Raw genomic sequence first — 19,575 nt, 5'->3', positions numbered from 1 at the left:
CGGGCTTGGGGTGGAAGGCCTTACTGATTGGCGGCTTCGAAGTCGCGCAGGATCTGGTTGCCACGCTCGACGGCCGAATCCAGGGCTTCCTGGGCGGTCTTGGAGCCGGCCAGCATGGCTTCGAACTCTTCATCCACCACATTGCGGGCCTGGGTCAGGTTGCCGAAGCGCACGCCCTTGGAATTGGCCGTCGGCGTACCGCGGGTGATCTGCTGGATGGCGATGTCGGAGCCAGGGTTTTCGGCATAATAGCCTTGCTCCTGGCCCAGTTCGTAGGCGGCATTGGTGACCGGCAGATAGCCGGTGAACTGGTGCCACGCGGCCTGGACTTCAGGCTGGCTGAGATAGGTGAAGAACTGCGCCACGCCCTTATAGACTTCGGGATCCTTGCCATTCAGCGTCCACAACGTGGCGCCGCCGATGATCGAATTCTTCGGCTCGGTGATCTCGTCGTCATAATAGGGAAGCGGCGCGAAGCCGACTTCGAAGTCCTTGGCATTGTTGATGACGCCGGCGCGGCCGGCCGAGGAGTTCATGAAGATCGCGCATTCCTGGGCGTAGAACTTGGGAGCAGCATCCGCGCCACCAACCGGGCCGCCGTACTGGAACAGGCCTTCGTCAGCCCATTTCTTGAGATTGCCCCAATGCTTGACCTGCAGCGGGCCATTGAAAGTGAACTCGGTGCCGAGACCACCAAAGCCGTTTTCGAGCGTGCCGAACGGCTTGTCGTGGATGGCCGAGAGATTCTCGGTCTGGATCCAGGTGATCCAGGCGCTGCTGAGCGCGCAGGGAGCGGCGCCCGATTCCATGATCTGGCGGCCCATGGTCTCGAGTTCGCCCCAGGTCTTGGGCGGCGTCTCGGGGTCGAGGCCGGCTTTCTCGAACACATCCTTGTTGTAATACATGATCGGGGTGGAGGAATTGAACGGCATCGACAGGATGTTGCCGTCAGTATCGGAATAGTAGCCGGTGACCGGCGCGAGGAAGCCCGACGGATCCCACGGCTCGCCATTGTCCGCCATCAGCTGGTAGACCGGATAGACGGCGCCCTTGGCAGCCATCATGGTGCCGGTGCCCACTTCGAAGACCTGCACGATGGCGGGCTGCTCGTTGGCGCGGAAAGCCGCGATGGCGGCGGTCAGCGTCTCTGGATAGGTGCCCTTGTAGGTCGGGACGATCTTGTACTCGGACTGGCTCTCGTTGAAGCCGGTGGCGATTTCCTCGAGCTTCTTGCCGAGTTCGGCATCCATGGCATGCCACCAGGCAATCTCGGTTTGGGCGGCGGCCTGTGGAGCATGTGCCAATGCGGCGATCACGCCCGTCGTTATGAGCAGCGCTAGCTTCTTCATGGGGTGGTTCCTCCTGTTATTAAGCAAAGGATCTCCGTCCTCGCGTCGTTTAGTCGTAGCAACGCAATTTTCATTTGGCAAAGGAGATGTTCAAATGAACAAATATATCCCCTTGGAGACGAATGTCCGGCCCAGACCCTGGTGAATGCCCCTACGCCCCGGGGCTGAGAGCCCGGCAAAGCTTCTTGCGTGAGCTGGGCGCGAATGCATCAACGGCACCTGCTCATGACGGGTACTGGAGGAGACCTAGCTAAGGTCAGGACCGGCCGCGCCGCAGGTCGACGTCGAAATGTGGCGCTGCGCCATTGCCGAGATCGACAAAACGGCCCTGGACATTAAAGGTCTTCTCGATCAATCCGCTGGCCGCCAGGGGGCCCGCGGGTCCTTCAAAGGATAATCTGCCGCGATCGAGCAATATGATCCGGTCGGCAGCCATCATGGCCTGATTGAGGTCGTGGATGGCAAGAATGACGGTCACCCCGCGATCGCGGCTCAGCCGCCCGACCAATTCGAGCACCTCGACCTGATGACCGATATCGAGGAAGGATGTCGGCTCGTCCAGGATGAGGATTTCGGCCTCTTGCGCCAGCGCGGCAGCGATCCAGGCGCGTTGGCGTTCGCCACCCGAGAGTTCGCGTAGCCCCCGGCCGGCAAGATCGGTGAGGCCCGTGCTGTCCAGCGCCCAATCGATGGCCGCCTGGTCCCGCGGTCCATAGGCGCGCCAAAGGCCGACATGGGCAAAGCGTCCCTGCCGGACCAATTGCTCGACCGACATCTCCTCGGGCGCGATCGGTGCCTGCGGCAGGAAGGAGAGCCGTTTGGCCAGATCTCGGCGGCGCCAGCTTGCAAGGGCACGGCCATCAAGCGCCACGCTGCCGCTGTCGGGTCGCGTTAGCCCCGCCAGGGCATGCAGGGCCGTACTTTTCCCCGAGCCATTGGGCCCGATCAGCGCCAGCACCTCGCCCTTTTGCACCGATAGGGTCAGGGCCTGCAACGCTTGCCGGCGGCCATAGCTGACACTGATATCGGTGCATTGGAGCGACATGGCGGGTCTCACGGGGTGCGGCGCAGCAGGAATAAAAGGATTGGCGCGCCACCAATGGCCGTGACGACGCCGATAGGGATTTCCTGGCTGCCGCCGCTGAGACGGCCGACCAGGTCGCCGACCACGACCAGCGTTGCCCCCAGAAAAATCGTCAATGGCAGCACCAGGGCAAAGCGTCGCCCGGCGATGAAGCGCGCCAGATGGGGCACGACAAGCCCAACAAAGATCAGCGGGCCGACCGCGCCGACCGCGCTGGCTGCGAGCATGCAGGCGATCAGCAGGATGATGCTGAACTGGCGCCGATAGCTCAGCCCGAACGAGCGGGCCACATCTGCGTCGAAGCGCAGCATGTCAATCGTCCGCCGCAGCAGCGGTAGAGCCAAGAGCCCCAATAGCGTGAATGGCAGCAGGAAAACCACATGATCCCAGCTCCGCGCATAAAGGCTTCCCGCCAGCCATTGCATGACGATCTCGAGCCGCGCCGTGCCCCAGCCCGAAATAATCCCCATGGCCAGGGCATGCAGCACGGCGCCAACGGCAATGCCGCACAGCGTGACGCGGAGCGGGCTGAGGCCGTGGCGCATGGCGAGGAAATAGACCACCACACCCGCCAGGCCGCCGCCAAGGCAGCCCACCAGCGGCAGCCACTGCACCGGCAGCAAATACAGCACGTTCGGATCTGAATCGAAGCCATAGACGGCAAGAAACAGGAAGATGCTGATGGCGAGCGTCGCGCCCTGCGAAACGCCCATGATCGATGGGTCTGCCAGCGGATTACGGGTGATCGATTGCAGCAGCAGGCCCGCGACCGAAAAATGGATGCCGGCCAATAGGCCGGTGATCACCCGCGGCAGGCGGATATCGCCGATGATCAACCGGGCATCGGCCGAACCGTGCCCCAATAGGACATTGAGCACCTCGCCCGGCGGCATATTGACGACGCCCATGAACACCGCTGCCGTGCCGGCCAGCACGGCTATCGGCGCCAATATCCAGAGCGGCCAATCGGGAAAGCGGATCTGGATGGTGCTGGCGAGGTTCATGACCCTGCTCCGGCCGTGACGAAGCTGCGGCGCTGCACCAGATAGATGAAGAACGGCCCGCCGATCAGCGCGGTCAGGATGCTGATCGGCAATTCGCGGGGCGCGGCAATGGTGCGTGCCAGCACATCGGCGAGAACCAGTATCAGGCCGCCAAAGGCAAGGTTGAGGGCAATGCTCCAAGCCTCCCCGGCCGGCTTCATCAGCCGTACCAGATGCGGCACGGCCAAGCCGATAAACGCGATGGGACCGGCAACCGGGGTAATCCCGGCAATTGGAGCGACTGCAAACAACAAGAGCAGCAGTTTCCATTGCCCGAGCCGCACGCCCATGCCGGCGGCCACCCCATCGCCCAGCTTAAGCAGGGCGATGATCCGGTGGCTCAACAACGCACCAAAAATGCCCATGCTCACCCAGGGTAGCATGAAGACAACATGCCCCCAGGAGCGCCCCTGCAATCCGCCCGAAAGCCAGAACAGCACGGATGGCGATTGCGGCCCGCCCAGCAGCAGAACATAGGTGGTGATGCCGCCCAGAAAGAGCGAGATGGTGATGCCGCCCAGCGCCAGGTGGAGTGGCGACGCCTGACCGCCGCGCGCCACCCACAAGCAGGCGGCGGCCGCCGTCAGACCCCCGGCAAAGCCGATCGGCGGGTAGTAGATCGAAGAAATCGCGGGCAGGAAAATAAAGCACGATACGATGACGGTCACGGCGCCCGCCGTGACGCCGGTCAGGTCCGGCGCTGCAAGCGGATTGCGGGTGACCGATTGCAGCAGTGCACCCGATACGGCCAGCCCTGCGCCCGTCAGAAAGGCGGCAATGCTGCGCGGCAACCGCAAGGTCCACACGATAACGCCATCCAGTCCGTGATTGGGCGACAACACCGCAGCCAAGGCGGCAGGCAGCGTCATCGGCTTGGCGCCGGTCAGCAGCCCGGCAAAGCCGACAAATATCGCCAGGGCCAGTGCTATGGCAGCCAATGATGCGGAGCGCAGTTCGGGCTTCATGCGGCAGCCGCCGCTGATGGAAGTGCCATGGCGCTGCGTTCAAAGGTCACGACCATGCCCAGCGCCGTGACCACGAGCCCCAGCGCCAATCCCATCCAGATGCCGGCCGGTCCAAGATGGAACTGCAATCCAAGCAGCCATGCCACGGGCACGCCGACGACCCAATAGCCCACCATGGTCACCCAGAAGCCGATGCCGGCCCGCTGTACGCCGCGCAAGGCGCCGATCGCCACATTCTGCAAGCCATCGAATATCTGCATGGCAGCGGCGAGCGGCAACAGCGTCAGCGCGGTCGTGACCGCTGCCGTGTCGCCGAGGCCGAAAGCGGCAAGCAGGCTGTGCGGGAAGAGCAAGTAGAGCGCCGCAAACACCGCCATGATCGCGGCAACGACAACCAGGCCGGTACGACCCGCCCGCAGTGCCGCGGCAGCATTGCCACGCCCGACACCTTCACTGACCCCAATGGAGGTCGCGTGCGACAATCCGATGGACAGCATGAAGACGACATAGGTGATTTGATTGACCACGGCATGGCCGGCCAACGCCGCGGCGCCGAATGTGCCGACCATCAGGGTGATGACGGCGGTGAACCCGGCCTCCGAGCAGTAGGAACCCGCGGTGGGAATGCCGATGGCCAGCAATCGACGCACCGAATGCCAGATATCGGCACGCGCCACCGGCCGCTCAAAGCGGAACGAGGCATGCGTGACCCACACAATGGCTCCGAACTGCACCAGATAGGCGATGGAACTGCTGGCCGCCACACCGGCCGCACCCAGTCTGGGCAGGCCGAACGCGCCATAGATGAAGCCATAGTCGAAGGCGGCGTTGATCACGATGGTGGCCAGCGTGATGACCAACAACGAATTGGTTTTTCTGCGGCCGACCACGACCCCGCGATAGGCGTAGAACCAGAAGAGCGGGAAAATGCCGGGTGCGACCAGAACGAGATAATGCGCGGCAATGGCCGCAACGGCCGGGTCCTGGCCCAACTGCCCCAGCATTCCGCCACCCAATACAAAACAGCCCGCGGCCAGCATGGCGGTGCCGCTTGCCACAATCAGCGCGGCGAGCAGATGGGCCGAGGCAACACCCTCGCGCTGGTCGGCCGCCACCAGATTGGAGATACCAACGATCAGCCCGAAACCCATGGTGCGGAGCAGGTTGAACGCGAAGAAACCGAGCGCGCCGCCGGCCAGGGCTTCGCCACCGAGCCAGCCCAGCATGACGATATCCGTCGTGGAAATCGCCACCTGGGCAAGCTGGACCAGCGACAGGGGCAGCGCCAGGCCAACAATATGCCGGGCTTCGCGCAGGCTGGGCAGGGAATTGGTCAAGAACGGCAATCCTGTGCGGAGGCAATGGCGGACCCGGAGGTCCGCCATGGTCAGCTATTTAACGCTTGCTGGGATGATCTTGGCCGCTTCGGCCCGGATATCGGGCATGGGGAACGTATCGGGATAGAGATAGTGCGCGGCTTCGCGCAGCACCATTTCGCGGGCAATCGGACCATGCGCCTCGACCCATTCGTCCCCGACATAGAAGACCCGGTTATTCTTGACCGCCGACAACATCTGCCAGATCGGATTGTTCTCGTGCGGCCGATCGGGGCCGTAATCATAGACGAAGATGACTTCGGGATCCGCGGCCAGCATGGCTTCCAGGCTCATCTCAAGGCCGAAATTATCCGGGATATGCGGGGTCGGATTGTGGCCGGCAATGTTCTCGCCGCCCAGCGCAGTGACGATCGCGGCCGTCATGTTCTCGGTGTAGAATGTCCATGGCGCGTCGCCGCCCCACATCACCTGGAAGCGCGGATGCACGTCCTTCGGCGCCTGGGCCGCGAATTCCTCGATATGCTTCTTGAAGTCGGCATTGAGCTGCTGGGCCCGCTCGGGTTGGCCCAATATGGTGGCCAATTGGGTGATCGAGCGGTCGCTGTCGGAGAAGAGCTCCAGATTATAGGCCAGATAGGGCGCGATATTCTGGTATTGGGCGGCATTGCCCTCGGTATAGCGGCGCATGGCGACGATGACATCGGGCTTGGCTTGCGCCAGCAGTTCCAGATTGGGCGTGGCGCGCTGGCCGATCTGGGGCACATCGTCGAGGTAATCGAGCAGGAAGTCGGGGTTGCGGCCCTCCACCATATAGGTCGTTGCCACCGGCTTGATGCCCAGGGCAAGAGCAACATCGGCGGCAAAATACGACACCGACGCCACGCGCTTGGCGCCGGCGGGCACCGTCACGGCAATTCCGCGATCGTCCACGAATGACATTTCCTGAGCCCCGGCAGCCGTGCTGGCCAATAGCGCCAGACCGAGGACAGCGACACCAGCGCGAACCGGAGAGATGAAGGAAGACATCGAGAATTGCATATGCCCGCAGGCTCCGATAAATGTGATCATCAAAGTCAAGTTAGCGCAATAACACCACCCAAATGGCGCCACGCAATCGAAAGCTCGTCACGCCTGCATGACAAAAACTCAATCAGTGTCGCGACGCCTGCCATCGCTCAACGCCTTGCCGGCCTTCTCGGCGGCGGCCAGGCTGTGCAGCATTTCGCTGGCGGCCAGGGAATTATGCGTGACGCCGGGGGCCATCAGCCGGCAGATCAAATCGCTCGAGGAAAGCCTTGGGTCCCAGCTGTTCCGGCGCGGGCATAATTCGATCGTGCTGACCGAGGCCGGGCACCGGTTTCTCGCCCATGTCAACGGCGCCCTAGCGATGCTGCAGACCGGCGCCAGCACCATCGTGCCGGATCGCTCGCAGCTATCGATCCGCGCTCCAATCACCTTGGCCAGGCGGTGGTTGATCCCGCGCATCCGCTCCTTCTGCCAGGAAAATCCCGGCGTCGACATTGCCATCCACTCACTGGCGCTTGGCGATGCTGCAGCCGCCGACATCACCATGACCTATGTGAGAGCCACCGATGCCACCGCGCTCTCGCAGGCCTTCCTGCTCGACCGCACCATGGCCGTGTGTTCACCGCAACTGCTGGCTTTGCGAGGACGCAGCCTTGCACCCGCCGAGCTGCTTGGCCTGCCATTACTGCTCGATACCGGCGACGCATGGTCCTGGCGGCGGTGGTGTGCGGCGGCCGATATCGGCTTTCACCCCCGCGGCGGCAGCATAACGCTCGATACCGACGAGGCGTCCATCGACGCCTGCCTGTCCGGATTAGGCGTCGGCCAGGCCAGTCCATCCTTCATCGAAAAGGAATTGCGGAGCGGGCAACTCGTCGCGCTCTGCGCCGACGTGGCGCCTATTGTGGGCGCATATTCATTCGCCCATGCGCCCAAAAGCCTGCTCGCCGGCCAATTCGTCTCATGGCTGCAAACCCAGAACGACACGGCCAAGGCCGCATTCGATATCGCTGCTGCCTAGTACACCCACAGCGCCCCTGGCGTTAAAAAGTCCGGCGGCGAAGAAGTGAATAACTTCGCCCATGATCAACGATCATGGCAGGCGCCGAGGAGGGTTCAAGGGGTCAGCAACCATCCAGGTATGCCTTACCCCTGAAGCCGGCCCGCCTTCATTTCCTGGGCCAAGTGGCGGCAGGCGCGCATGGTCAGGGCCATGATGGTGAGCGTAGTGCCGGCCACGCCGCTGCTGGCAAAGGCGCTGGCGTCGGTGACGAAGAGATTGGGCACGTCCCAGCTCTGGTTGGAGCCATTGAGCACCGATTGGTCGGGCGCGCGGCCCATCCGCGCGCCGCCGGCCTCGTGGATCGCCGCGCCCATGACCATGGTCTTGGTGAACATGCGGCGGAACAGGAAGCGGCTCAGCGGGTCGGCATCGGGATAGGCGCCGCGACCCTTTTCGACCAGGCCCAGGGGCGAGCCGATGAATTCGAGCTCCCCGCCGGTTTCTTCGACCATTTCGGTCAAGGTAGCCAATTGCCTGGTCAATGTCGCCTCGTCGGCGGCACCCATCTTGCAGCGGATATGCGGCACGGCAATGCCCCAGGCGTCCTTGCGCTTGGGATCGATGGTGACGCGGTTCTCGGCCGTGGGCTGCATGACGCCGAAGCCGAAGAACGACAGCCGCGCATGGCCCGAGGAGCCGGTTGGATAGCGCCCGATCGAGCCCTGAAAATTGAATTCGCTTGCCGCCATGCCGTCCTTTCCGACAAAGCGAGGCACGAAAATGCCCCCCGATGGGCCATAGAACGGGTCCGGCGGCGCGGTATCGGCGCTCGCGGCGCCCTTGGCCCTGGGATAGGAGCCGGTGGCGATGCAGGGCAATTGATCCATGAAATAGCGGCCCAGCGTGCCCGAACTATTGCCCAGCCCGTTGGGATGGCGGGCCGAGGCCGAATTGAGCATCAGGCGGATGCTCTCGACCGGAGAGGCACAGAGCACCACGGCCGAGGCGGTGATGGTGCTGCGCTGGCCGGTCAGCCGGTCGATGATTTCGGCGCCGATGGCGCGTCCGGTCTGCTCGTCGGTGAGCACCTTATGGGCAATGGCATTGTAGCGGATATCGAGATTGCCGCTGGCCATGGCGTCACGCAGCGGGCGCAATATGCGGGTCGGTTCCGGCCCGATATAGCGCCAGGTGATCACCCGGCGATCCGGCCATTTGCCTTCGAGATCGGCCTTGAACAGCTGCTCGGCCTCGGTCAGCCGCGCCTCATGGGTATAGACGCTGTCGGGCTGGGTCGGGACATTGTCGTCGCGGCCGTAGATTTCGAGGCAGCGCTCCACCTCTTCGTAATAGGGCACCAACTCGTTGTAGGAAATCGGCCAATCCTCGCCGCGCCCGGTGCGGCTGCGCGTCTTGAAGTCATCGTCGGTCCAGCGCAGCAGCGCCCGCCCGAATGTATGGGTGCGCCCGCCGGCCTGGCGGCCGCGGATCCACACGAAGGGGGCATCGGGCGGGGTCGTATAGGGATGCTGGCGATCGTTGACGAACAGATTGCGCATGCGCATGTCGAAATAGGCGGCGCGGGCCTGAACCCCCTGCCCGCTCAACGTCGCCTTGGCGCGTTGCCACAGATTGATATCCGATTGCCGGATCTTGCTCTTGACCTCGAAATCCCTGGGGCCGATTTCCGGCCCTGCTTCCAGCAGCACGACCTTGAGGCCCTGGGCGGTCAATTCGCGGACGGCAAACGAGCCCGACGCACCTGAGCCGATAACCATCGCGTCGAACTGGGCTTTAGACATCTATCGGCTTTCTGTGATGGGGAACTAGGATGGATCGGGCAGCAGCGCGCGCACGCTTTGGCGCAGCACCAATTGGCAGGGCACTTCGGTCCGCAGGGGTGGGTTCGGGAGTTCGCCAAGGGCCATGTCGATCACCAGATCGACGGCGCGCCGCCCCATTTCGGCGGTGGATTGCTGCACCGTGGAGAGGCTGGGCGTCATGAAGGCACCCACGGCCGCGCCGTCGAAGCCGACCACCGAGACATCGCCCGGCACGCTCAGCCCGCCATCGACGACGGTTTTGATAAAGCCGATGGCGGTGTCGTCATTGGCGCAAACCACCGCGGTTGGGCGCTCCTGCGGCGGCAGGGACAGATAAAGCTGCCCGGCATTGATGCCGCCGCTGAAGCTGAAATCCCCCTGCATGGTGCTAAGGTCATCCGGCGCGAGGCCGCTACGCTGCAGGGCGAGGCGCACGCCCTTGAGGCGTTCGACGTCGTGGTAATTGTCCGGCCGGCCGTGAATATAGAGAAATCGGCTGTGGCCCAGGCCGACCATGGCCTCCACGGCCTCCCCGATCGCCGCGCTGTCATTGCTGATCACGCTGGGCACATTCTGGGCGCTCATGTCGAAATGCAGCGAGACCAGCGGCAGGCCGGCCTGCAACAGGTTGCGATCACCGATGCTGGGGACAGGCGTTGCCATCAGCAGCACACCCGATATCGTGCCGCCAAAGGCCAGCGCCAGAATATGCTCGTCGGTCTGGGCTTCGCGGGAAACATTGGCGATGACTAAGGAATAGCCGCGCGCCGTCAAAGCTGCAGCCGCCGAGCGCAGCACTTCGAGCACGGTCTGGGAGGCGCCGATGTAGAGCTCATCGGGCAGCACGATCATGATGGTGCGCGTCTGCCCGATGCGCAGATTGCGCGCGGTCTGGTTGACGATATAGCCCAGCTTGCGGGCGGCGGCCTCGACCTTGAGGCGGGTCGGCTCGGCGATTCGCCCCGGCATGGTCAGTGCGCGGCTGACCGTGGATGGTGCCACCCCAGCCTCGCGCGCCACATCGGCAACGGACGGTGCAGATATCCGGTCAGGCGTTGATTTTTTGCTCATCGCTATCCCTCCTCCGCCCTTCTTGCCGGTAAAAATCGTGCGCCGTCAAACACGTAGCTAAGCCTAATTTTGGTGCAGTTTTTCCGCTTGCGCACCAAAACGCCATGTGCAATCAATATCGCGTTGGCAATCGATTGCCAATCCAAAAACATTCAGATCGATATAACAAAACGCCGCAATGTTTTGCCGGCGTCGAGTAGGAGCGCGCCGTGACGCTGAACGCCAAAATAGACATGGCAGTTGATCTTGTAACTTTCTTCCACCCTGAATTCTGGGGTGTTGGAAATCACGGCGACATTCTTGCTCTGGCCGAATCAAAACCTGAATTGTTCTGGAACAAAATTCTCGACACTGTCGCTGCAGCCGGGCTGCGCGGTATCGAGCCCACCTTTTCCCCGTTCAACTGGCAGCACGCGATCAAGACTTTCGGTTCCGTTGCCGGCTTCTCCCGGGCCATGGAACAGCGCGGGCTGACGCTGGCCAGCGGCTTCTTTGCCGATCTCGAACATGGCAGCGACATTGCCGATCCGGCGGTCCGCTCCAAGCTGTTCGATCTGGTCAAAGCGTATGCCGAAGTGATTGCCGCCTGCGGCGGCGATGCCATGGTGGTGGGCCTGCCCATGCGCCGCACCCGCGACGCCGAACCGCCGCTATTTGTCGACCTGCCCTATGCCCAGCGCATCGCCGAAGTGATCAACGAGCTGGGCGCGCTGACGCTGCGCCAGGGGGTCAAACTCGCCCTCCATACCGAGGCCCATTCGGTGTTCTGCACCTCGCGCGATGTCGATCTCTTCATGCTGTTGACCGACCCGCTCTATGTCGGCTTCTGCCCTGATGCCGCCCACCTGCTGGGTTCGGGCGCCGATCCGGTCGTGGTTACCACCCGCCATATCGACCGGTTGGTCGTGGCGCATTGGAAAGACGCCACCGGCGTCATGCCCTTCGATATTCCCATCGATGCCAGCATCCACGATAGCCACCAGGCCTATTTCTGCCGCCTGGGCGCGGGGCGCGTGGATTGGCCGGCCTGGGCCCGCATGTATCGCGACCACAATATTTCCGGCTGGGCCGTCCTTGAACTGGATGCCGCCGCCGATCCCCTGTCCGAAATGATCGCCTCACGGCAATTCGTCGAGACCGCTCTGCTCCCCATCATCGGCTAAAGCGCGACGGCCCGCCCGCTCGCTCTGTGCAAGGAAGGACTACCCCCAATGCGTCTACTCCTGCCTAGTCTCACCGCCCTGTTGCTGGTTTCGGCCGCCCAGGCCCAGGACCTCACCGCCGAAGTCGCCCATTCCTGGACGTCGGGTGGTGAAGCCGCCGCGGTCAAGGTCATCTCCGATGCCTTTACCGCGCGTGGCGGCAAATGGGTCGACTGGTCCGTGGCTGGTTTTGAAAGCGCCAACGCCGCCTATATCAGCCGCCTGCTTGCCGGCGATCCGCCGACCGCCAAGACTGCCGTTGCCGGGCCCGAAGTTACCGAACTGATCGCGCAAGGGTTGATGAACGACATCGACACCGCCTTCCACACCGCCGTGCCCGATGGCGTGGTGCCCCAGGTGGTGCTCGACGCCATCACCGTGGACGGCAAGGTCTATATGGCGCCCACCGGCATGCATGCGGGCAGCTGGATGTTCTATTCCATGCCGGTGTTCGAAAAGGCCGGCATCACCGAAGCCCCGACCAGCTGGGACGAATTTTTCGCCGCCATGGACAAGATCAAGGCGGCGGGCCTGGTGCCGATCGCCTGGGGCGGCCAATCCTGGCAGGAAGGCATCGTCTTTCATGCCGTGGTGCTCTCCACCATTGGCGCCGAGGCCTTTACCCGGCTCTATAAGGACAGCGACCTGTCGGTCATCGACACGCCGCAATTTGCCGAGGCGGTCAATGTCTTTGGCCGCATGCGCGACTATGTCGATGCCGGTGCCGCCGGCCGCAACTGGAATGACGCTACCGCCATGGTGATCCGCGACGAAGCCGGGGTGCAATTGCTGTCCGACTTCATCAAGGGCGAATTCACCACGGCCGGCGAGAAGCCCGGCGTCGATTATGGCTGCGCCCTCACCCCGGGCACGGATTCGCTGATCTTCCTCGCCGATGCCTTTACCTTCCCCAAGACCGGCAATGCCGACGAGGACAAGGCGCAGGCGCTGCTGGCCGAAACCATACTTGACCCCAAGGTGCAGGCCGATTTCTCGGCGCTCAAGGGCTCGCTGCCGATCCGCACCGATGTGGACACCTCCGGCCTTGATGCCTGTGCGCAAAAGGCCGTCGAATTGGTCAAGCAGGACAAGATCGTTCCCGACGCCGCCATGACGCTCTCGCCCGCCATCAATGGCGGCTTCAAGGATGCCGTGGGCGCCTTCTTTGCCGATCCTTCGATGACCAGCGAAGCCTTTATCGAGCAATACAAGGCCGCTTTCGCCAATGGTTGATCAATCGGGCGCGCGCTCCATTGCGTCACCCCCCGCCCGACCCAAGGCTATCGGCAGGCTTCGCCTGCCGGTGGCCGCCATGGCGGCGCTGACGCCGGCCTGGCTGATTATCCTCCTGGTCTATCTGGGTACTACCGTGTGGACGGTGCAGATCTCGCTGACCAAGTCGCGCATGCTGCCGTCCAACGAGTTTGCCGGCCTGTCGCAGTATCAGCGCCTGTTCGGCACCGCGCGCTGGTCCAATTCCATCGAGAACGTGCTGACCTTCGGCGTGGTTTACGTGCTGGGCGCCATGGTGGTCGGCCTGCTGCTCGCCATAGCCATCGATCGCCGCGTGCGCTTTGAAAGCGCCTGGCGCACCATGTTTCTCTATCCCTACGCGCTGTCCTTCATCGTCACCGGCCTGATGTGGCAATGGCTGATGAACCCCGAAATCGGCATCCAGGCCACGGCGCGCGCCGCGGGACTGGGCTGGTTCACCTTCGATTGGACCACCCGCTCGGACATGGCCATCTATGCGGTGGCACTGGCCGGCATCTGGCAGAGCGCCGGGCTGGTCATGGTGCTCATGCTGGCCGGGCTGCGCGGCATCGACGCGGATCTGTGGCGCGCCACCCGCATCGAGGGCATCCCGATGTGGCGCACCTATTTCACCATCGTGCTGCCCCAGCTTGGTCCCTCTGTGGCGACCGCCTTCATGCTGCTGACCATGGGCGCGGTGCGCACCTTTGATCTGGTGGTGGCGCTGACCAATGGCGGCCCCGGCCAATCCACCGAAGTGCCGGCCAAGTTCATCATGGACAGCCTGTTCGCCCGCCAGGATCTGGGCCTCGCCACCGCCGGCGCCACCGTGATGCTGTTCACCGTGATGGCCGTCACCATTCCCATTCTTTATGCGCGCGATATCTGGGCGCGCCGCCAGAACGGAAGGCTCTGATGCGCGATCCCTTTCCCGCCACGGCCCGTGGCCAGCGCCCGCAACGGCTGACCACTGCGCGCATCGGCCTTTATGCTTTTCTGCTCATCGCCGCGCTGTTCTTCCTGCTGCCGGCCTATGTGATGATCGTCACCTCGTTCAAGAGCATGGGCGAAATCCGCTCGGCGCAGATCTTTGCCCTGCCGCATATGCTCGACTGGTCCTTCTGGCTCAAGGCCTGGTCGAGCGCCTGTGCCGGGGTGAATTGCAACGGCGTCAGCGTCGGCTTCTGGAATTCGGTCAAGATCACCGTGCCCGCCACCATCCTGTCGGTGCTGCTCGGCGCCGTCACCGGCTATGCCCTCTCGTTCTGGAAGCCGCCGGGCTCCAAGCTGCTGTTTGCTGCCATCACCATTGGCGGCTTTATCCCACTGCAAATCTTCCTCTTTCCCATGGTGCGCGCCACCGCGGCCCTCGGGCTCTATAATTCGCTGGGCGGCATCGTGCTGGTGCATGTGGTGTTCGGCCTGCCGCTGACCACGCTGCTGTTCCGCAATTACTATGCCGCCATTCCGGTGGAGCTGTTCAAGGCGGCGCGCGTCGATGGGGCCGGCTTTTGGCGCATCTTCTTTGCGCTGATGCTGCCGCTGTCGCTGCCCATGCTGGTGGTGGCCGGGCTGATGCAGATGACCGGCATCTGGAACGATTTCCTGCTCGGCCTGGTCTTTGCCGGCCGCGACAATCTCCCCATGACGGTGCAACTCAACAATATCGTCACCACCACGACCGGCCAGCGGGAATACAATGTCCATATGGCCGCGACCGTGCTGACCGCGCTCGTTCCGCTGGTCGCCTACTTCGTCTCCGGCCGCTGGTTCGTCCGCGGCATCACTGCCGGTTCCGTAAAAGGTTAGCTGCCATGCCCGTTCCCGTTTCCCTGCGTTCCGTCGCTATCGGCTATGGCAGCACCGCCGTGGTCAAGGATTTCGATCTCGAAATCGCCGCCGGCGAATTCCTCGTCCTGCTGGGGCCGTCGGGCTGCGGCAAATCCACCCTGCTCAATGCCATTGCCGGTCTGTCCGATCTTTCGGATGGCGAAATCTGGATTGGGGAGCGCAACGTCACCTGGGCCGATCCCAAGGACCGCGGCATCGGCATGGTATTCCAGTCCTATGCGCTCTACCCCAATATGAATGTCGAAAAGAACCTCAGCTTCGGGCTGCAGGTGGCCGGCATGGCCAAGGACGAAATCGCCCGTCGGGTCAAGCGCACGGCGGCAATCCTGCAGCTCGAGCCCTATCTGCAGCGCCGCCCGGCCGCACTGTCCGGCGGCCAGCGCCAGCGCGTGGCAATCGGGCGGGCTTTGGTGCGGGATGTCGACATCTTCCTCTTTGACGAACCGCTCTCCAATCTCGACGCCAAATTGCGCACCGAGTTGCGTGTCGAAATCAAGAAGCTGCACCAGGAACTGGGGAGCACCATGATCTACGTGACCCATGACCAGGTGGAAGCCATGACGCTGGCCGACCGCATCGCCATCATGCGCGACGGCGTCATCCAGCAATTGGCCAGCCCGCGCGAAATCTACCACCGCCCGGCCAATCTGTTCGTCGCCGGCTTTATCGGTTCGCCAGCCATGAACCTGATCTCGGGCGCGCTGCTGCCCAAGGCGGGCAAGACGTTCTTTCGTTCGGAATTGGGCACGTTCGAGCTGCCCCAAGCAGCGGCGCAGGCCGGTGAGGAACGCACCACCATCGCCGGGTTGCGGCCCGAACAGATTGTGCTTGGAACCGCTTCGGGCCTGCCGGGCTTTGCCGCCAAGGTCAGCGTGATCGAAGCCATGGGTCCCGACACGATCCTGTGGTGTGAGGCTGAAAGCGGCGTCTTCAGCGTGCGCATGCCGGGCGATTTTGCCGGGGCGGTTGGCGACAGCGTGACGCTGGGCCTCGACCTCGCCACTGCGTCCTATTTCGACAGCGCTACCGGCAAGCGGCTTTAGTCCGGGGTCACCGCCCCGCTGGCAAGATCCACCTTGAAGCGCGTGGCGGGCAGCCGGGTCCCATAGCGCACCATCATGCCAAAAAACCGGCCCAGTTGCCGCTCGACCGATCCCTCCGGCCAATCGCGCGTGGCAAATAGTGCGGCGAGATCGGCATAGGCCGCCAGCCGGGTGGCCCCGATATCGGCCAGCGCCAGATCGCTGGCCTTGCGCAGCTTGTACCAATCCACCACCGCCGCCATGAACGGCAATGCTGCCATGTCGGGCGCCAGCACGCCACCGGCCAGTTGCGCCAAAGCGCCAAGATTGACGCTTTCGACCATGCGGCGCAGGTCCTCGGGCCATTCGCGCGGCAGGTAGCGGTCGCGTACCAGTAGATCGAGATGCCGGCTGATGAAGCCGAAATGATCGCCTGCCGCGCGCAGCCCCTCATCGTCATAGCCCGTCACCGCGCATTCGGCGGCATAGCGGGCAAAGCCCACATCATAGCCGGCCACATCGCGCAGCATCACGGTCTCGACCTGCAGCGTTTCCGCCGATAATTCGCAGAGCTTGTAGGCCGGCGGAAACGCTACCGGCGCCGGCACCGCCAGGTTGAGCAGATAGCTGCTATCAGCCGCGAAGCGCGCCGTGTCATTGATATGCCAATGGCCGCTGAAATGCAGCTTTACCCCCGCCTGGAGGAACGCTTCCGACACCACCGGCGCGGGCATGCGGCGCGCGAATGTGGTTTTACCCAGCAGAGCCAGTTCTTCGTCAATCGTGCCATTGAGCGGATCGACCACCGGATAATGCGAGAACACCACCAATTGCTTGCCCAATTGCTGCGCCCGCGCCGCAACATCGGCGGCCCAGGCCAATAGATGCGGCTTGAGCTCCAGTGCGGCGTTCCAGCCTGCCTCCGAGCAATCGGCAAATCCGTCGCCCTCCGGGCGATAGATATTGGCGTCGAGCGAGAGCAGCCACAGGCCCGACAGCGGCTCCACCAGATAGGAGGCGTCGACCGTGTCCACGCTTTGGCTGCCGTTTTCTGAGGTTGCGGTATAAAGCCGGCTGGCCAGCGCATCGTCGCTGCCAAAGGGGCTTTCCCAGTGGATATCCTCGGGGTGGCGCATGAAGCCCATCTGGCCCAAGGCGGGCACGACGCGATCGTAACCGCCGGCAAACATGGCTTCGGTCACCACACGGCTCGCGGCCTGGGGATCGCTTGCCGCAATATCGCTGGTCACCAGGTCATAGCGCCCATCTGTGCGCAGGATGCGCTTGGATTGATGCCGCCCGGCGCGGGCGAACAGGTCGTGATTGCCCACCGTCATGAAGAAGCGCATGCCGAACCTGGCCGTGTAGCTCTCGAGCAAAGCCACCGCGCCATCCACCGCATAGGCCTGCCCGTCATCGGTCAGATCGCCCACGATGATGACCGTCTTGATGCCATCGGCGGCAATCTGGTCGAGTGCAGCGCGGAAGGCCGGCGCGCTTTCGTTGAACACGCGGGTGGATTCAGCCGTGTCGATCAGGCTGCGCAGGAACAGCTGATCGCCGGCCCCGGTGAACCCGGCATCATGGAAATGCGGATCGGCAATAACGGCAAAACGCATCACGCTGGCTGGCCCCGCCGGGCTTCCCAAATCCATGCCGAAGCCGGATCGGCGGTTTCCATGGTCTGCTCCAGCGCGACGCTCATCTTAGTCAACTCCAATGCAAAACCGTCTTTGCACGCGCGTGCAAAATGGTCAATGCAGAAGCGGCGGGCAGGGCAAAACGCGTGGAAAGAGTGGGGAACACTTGCGCCGTTGAGGCATTGGTCCCTGGAGTTTTTCACGGAGGACAACCATGCCCGACCGCTTCACCATGCAGGATCCCCGCCACCAATATCCTGCTCCGCCCTTTCCCGCCCAGCCGCAATCGCCGCCGGGCATTGTGGGCAAAATGGAGCCTGCGCCGGATCATGGCGAGGAGAGCTATGCAGGCTTCGGGCGGCTATTGGGCCGCAAGGCGCTGATCACCGGCGGCGATTCGGGCATCGGCCGGGCGGCCGCCATCGCCTATGCCCGCGAGGGCGCCGATGTGGCGATCAATTTCCTGCCCGAGGAGATCGAGGACGCCAATGAGGTGATCGGCTATATCGAAAAAGCCGGCACCAAGGCCGTGGCCCTGCCCGGCGATATTTCAAATGAGCAAACCTGCAAATCCATCGTCGCCGATGCGGTGGAGCAATTGGGCGGGCTCGATATCCTGGTCATCAATGCGGCCCGGCAGCAGGCGCGGGAATCGGTCGAGGAGGTCACCTCGGCCGATTTCGACAAGACGCTGAAGACCAATCTTTACGCCCTGCACTGGCTGGCCCGGGCCGCGACGCCGCATCTGCCGCCGGGCGCAGCGGTGATCACCACCACCTCGATCCAGGCTTATGAACCATCGGCTCACCTGCTCGACTATGCCACCACCAAGGCCGGCATTGCGGCCTATACCAAGGCGCTGGCCGAACAGCTGATCGAGAAAGGCATTCGCGTCAACGCGGTGGCGCCTGGTCCGTTCTGGACGGTGCTGCAGCCCAGCGGCGGTCAATTCCCCGAAAAGGTCAAAACCTTTGGGCAGGACAGCGCCTTTGGCCGGCCGGGACAGCCGGTCGAACTGGCGCCGATCTATGTCCTGCTGGCCTCCCAGGAAGCCAGCTTCATAACCGGCGAGGTGTTCGGGGTCACCGGCGGCAAGGGCATCGCCTAGCATGGCGCATGAGGAACCCTGGTATCTCGATGCGGTGTTCTATGCCATCGACGTCAAGCGGTGCTGACGCCGATGGCGACGGCATTGGTGACTTTCCCGGCCTGACCAGCAAAATCCCCTATCTGTCCGATCTGGGCGCGACCTGCATCTGGCTACTGCCATTCTTTGCCTCGCCCGGCCGGGACAATGGCTATGACGTCAGCGACTATTACCGCATCGATCCACGGCTGGGCACGACCCAGGATTTTCTCGATTTCCTGCATGCAGCGGGCGAGCGCGGTATCCGGGTGATCATTGACCTCGTGGTCAATCACACCTCCGACGAGCACCCCTGGTTTGAGGCGGCACGGCGCGACGAGCGCTCCCGGTTTCGGGATTATTACGTCTGGAGCGGGGAGGCCCCACCCGTCAAACCCGACGATCAGTCGGTCTTTCCCGACGACGAGCCCACGATCTGGACCTATGACCAGGTCGCGCATGCTTTTTATTATCACAAGTTCTATCGCTTCCAGCCCGATCTCAATACCGGCAATCCGGCCGTGCTCGATGCCATCGAACATGTCATGGACTATTGGCTGTCGCTGGGGGTCGCCGGGTTCCGGCTGGACGCCATTCCGTTTGTCATCGGTCAGAACGGGTTATCCTCGGCCGATCCGGACAATCCCGATGGCGTGCTGCAACGGTTCAACACCTATATTCAGGACCGCCGTCCAGGCGGCCGGCTGGTGGGCGAGGTCAATTTGCCGCCCGCCGAAACCGGGCGCTATTTCGGCCAGGGCGACTAGCTCGGCCTGCTC

General features: G+C 63.3%; 17 protein-coding genes. 8 read left to right on the top strand and 9 right to left on the bottom strand.

Annotated features, from left to right (window positions below):
* Positions 1-20 precede the first annotated feature (20 nt).
* The 6 genes from ugpB to ACI3KW_RS15465 form a co-directional block, all read right to left on the bottom strand.
* Positions 21-1,349: a sn-glycerol-3-phosphate ABC transporter substrate-binding protein UgpB gene (gene ugpB, locus ACI3KW_RS15490; RefSeq protein ID WP_404848805.1), complete on the bottom strand. Its 1,329-nt coding sequence runs from the start codon at positions 1,347-1,349 to the stop codon at positions 21-23.
* 256 nt (positions 1,350-1,605) lie between these two features.
* Positions 1,606-2,394: an ABC transporter ATP-binding protein gene (locus ACI3KW_RS15485; RefSeq protein ID WP_404848804.1), complete on the bottom strand. Its 789-nt coding sequence runs from the start codon at positions 2,392-2,394 to the stop codon at positions 1,606-1,608.
* An 8-nt stretch (positions 2,395-2,402) separates the two neighbouring features.
* Positions 2,403-3,437, bottom strand: coding sequence for a FecCD family ABC transporter permease (locus ACI3KW_RS15480; RefSeq protein WP_404848803.1), 1,035 nt, complete (start codon positions 3,435-3,437; stop codon positions 2,403-2,405).
* Entirely contained in the window at positions 3,434-4,441 is a 1,008-nt protein-coding gene (locus ACI3KW_RS15475) for a FecCD family ABC transporter permease (protein ID WP_404848802.1), read from the bottom strand. The genes ACI3KW_RS15480 and ACI3KW_RS15475 overlap by 4 nt, the downstream gene beginning before the upstream one ends.
* Complete coding sequence (locus ACI3KW_RS15470; protein ID WP_404848801.1) at positions 4,438-5,778, bottom strand: MATE family efflux transporter; 1,341 nt, start codon at positions 5,776-5,778, stop codon at positions 4,438-4,440. The genes ACI3KW_RS15475 and ACI3KW_RS15470 overlap by 4 nt, the downstream gene beginning before the upstream one ends.
* A gap of 54 nt (positions 5,779-5,832) precedes the next feature.
* On the bottom strand, positions 5,833-6,804 hold the full coding sequence (locus ACI3KW_RS15465; protein WP_404848800.1) for an ABC transporter substrate-binding protein: 972 nt from the start codon (positions 6,802-6,804) through the stop codon (positions 5,833-5,835).
* A gap of 109 nt (positions 6,805-6,913) precedes the next feature.
* Between ACI3KW_RS15465 and ACI3KW_RS15460 the strand changes: the two genes are divergently transcribed.
* The gene (locus ACI3KW_RS15460; protein ID WP_404848799.1) at positions 6,914-7,825 is read left to right on the top strand and encodes a LysR substrate-binding domain-containing protein; all 912 of its coding nucleotides are present in this window, start codon (positions 6,914-6,916) and stop codon (positions 7,823-7,825) included.
* A 125-nt stretch (positions 7,826-7,950) separates the two neighbouring features.
* On the opposite strand, the gene ACI3KW_RS15455 is transcribed toward ACI3KW_RS15460, so the two are convergent.
* Both ACI3KW_RS15455 and ACI3KW_RS15450 read right to left on the bottom strand, forming a co-directional pair.
* Positions 7,951-9,609, bottom strand: coding sequence for a GMC oxidoreductase (locus ACI3KW_RS15455; RefSeq protein WP_404848798.1), 1,659 nt, complete (start codon positions 9,607-9,609; stop codon positions 7,951-7,953).
* 24 nt (positions 9,610-9,633) lie between these two features.
* On the bottom strand, positions 9,634-10,701 hold the full coding sequence (locus ACI3KW_RS15450; RefSeq protein ID WP_404848797.1) for a LacI family DNA-binding transcriptional regulator: 1,068 nt from the start codon (positions 10,699-10,701) through the stop codon (positions 9,634-9,636).
* Positions 10,702-10,934: 233 nt separating this feature from the next.
* Between ACI3KW_RS15450 and ACI3KW_RS15445 the strand changes: the two genes are divergently transcribed.
* From ACI3KW_RS15445 to ACI3KW_RS15425, 5 genes are all read left to right on the top strand, one after another.
* Positions 10,935-11,864 (top strand): sugar phosphate isomerase/epimerase family protein, encoded by a 930-nt coding sequence (locus ACI3KW_RS15445; protein WP_404848907.1) that lies wholly within the window; start codon positions 10,935-10,937, stop codon positions 11,862-11,864.
* Between the two features lie 48 nt (positions 11,865-11,912).
* A complete protein-coding gene (locus ACI3KW_RS15440) occupies positions 11,913-13,136 on the top strand; it encodes an ABC transporter substrate-binding protein (protein WP_404848796.1) in 1,224 nt (407 codons plus the stop codon).
* 79 nt (positions 13,137-13,215) lie between these two features.
* Positions 13,216-14,073: a carbohydrate ABC transporter permease gene (locus tag ACI3KW_RS15435; protein WP_404848906.1), complete on the top strand. Its 858-nt coding sequence runs from the start codon at positions 13,216-13,218 to the stop codon at positions 14,071-14,073.
* A complete protein-coding gene (locus tag ACI3KW_RS15430) occupies positions 14,073-14,966 on the top strand; it encodes a carbohydrate ABC transporter permease (protein WP_113120110.1) in 894 nt (297 codons plus the stop codon). Before ACI3KW_RS15435 ends, ACI3KW_RS15430 begins: the two co-directional genes overlap by 1 nt.
* A gap of 5 nt (positions 14,967-14,971) precedes the next feature.
* Positions 14,972-16,051, top strand: a complete 1,080-nt coding sequence (locus ACI3KW_RS15425; RefSeq protein WP_404848795.1) for an ABC transporter ATP-binding protein — start codon at positions 14,972-14,974, stop codon at positions 16,049-16,051.
* Here the strand turns inward: ACI3KW_RS15425 and ACI3KW_RS15420 are convergent.
* Positions 16,048-17,685: a metallophosphoesterase family protein gene (locus tag ACI3KW_RS15420; protein ID WP_404848794.1), complete on the bottom strand. Its 1,638-nt coding sequence runs from the start codon at positions 17,683-17,685 to the stop codon at positions 16,048-16,050. The two genes, ACI3KW_RS15425 and ACI3KW_RS15420, sit on opposite strands and share 4 nt — an antisense overlap.
* 199 nt (positions 17,686-17,884) lie before the next feature.
* On the opposite strand from ACI3KW_RS15420, the gene ACI3KW_RS15415 reads away from it, so the two are divergent.
* Complete coding sequence (locus ACI3KW_RS15415; protein WP_404848793.1) at positions 17,885-18,778, top strand: SDR family oxidoreductase; 894 nt, start codon at positions 17,885-17,887, stop codon at positions 18,776-18,778.
* A gap of 41 nt (positions 18,779-18,819) precedes the next feature.
* Positions 18,820-19,563, top strand: a complete 744-nt coding sequence (locus ACI3KW_RS15410; RefSeq protein WP_404848792.1) for an alpha-amylase family glycosyl hydrolase — start codon at positions 18,820-18,822, stop codon at positions 19,561-19,563.
* Positions 19,564-19,575: the final 12 nt, after the last annotated feature.

The organism is Devosia sp. ZW T5_3 (assembly GCF_044987315.1).
Lineage (GTDB): Bacteria > Pseudomonadota > Alphaproteobacteria > Rhizobiales > Devosiaceae > Devosia.
Note: the sequence above shows the minus strand (reverse complement) of the source record. Positions and strands in the feature narration are given on the sequence as shown.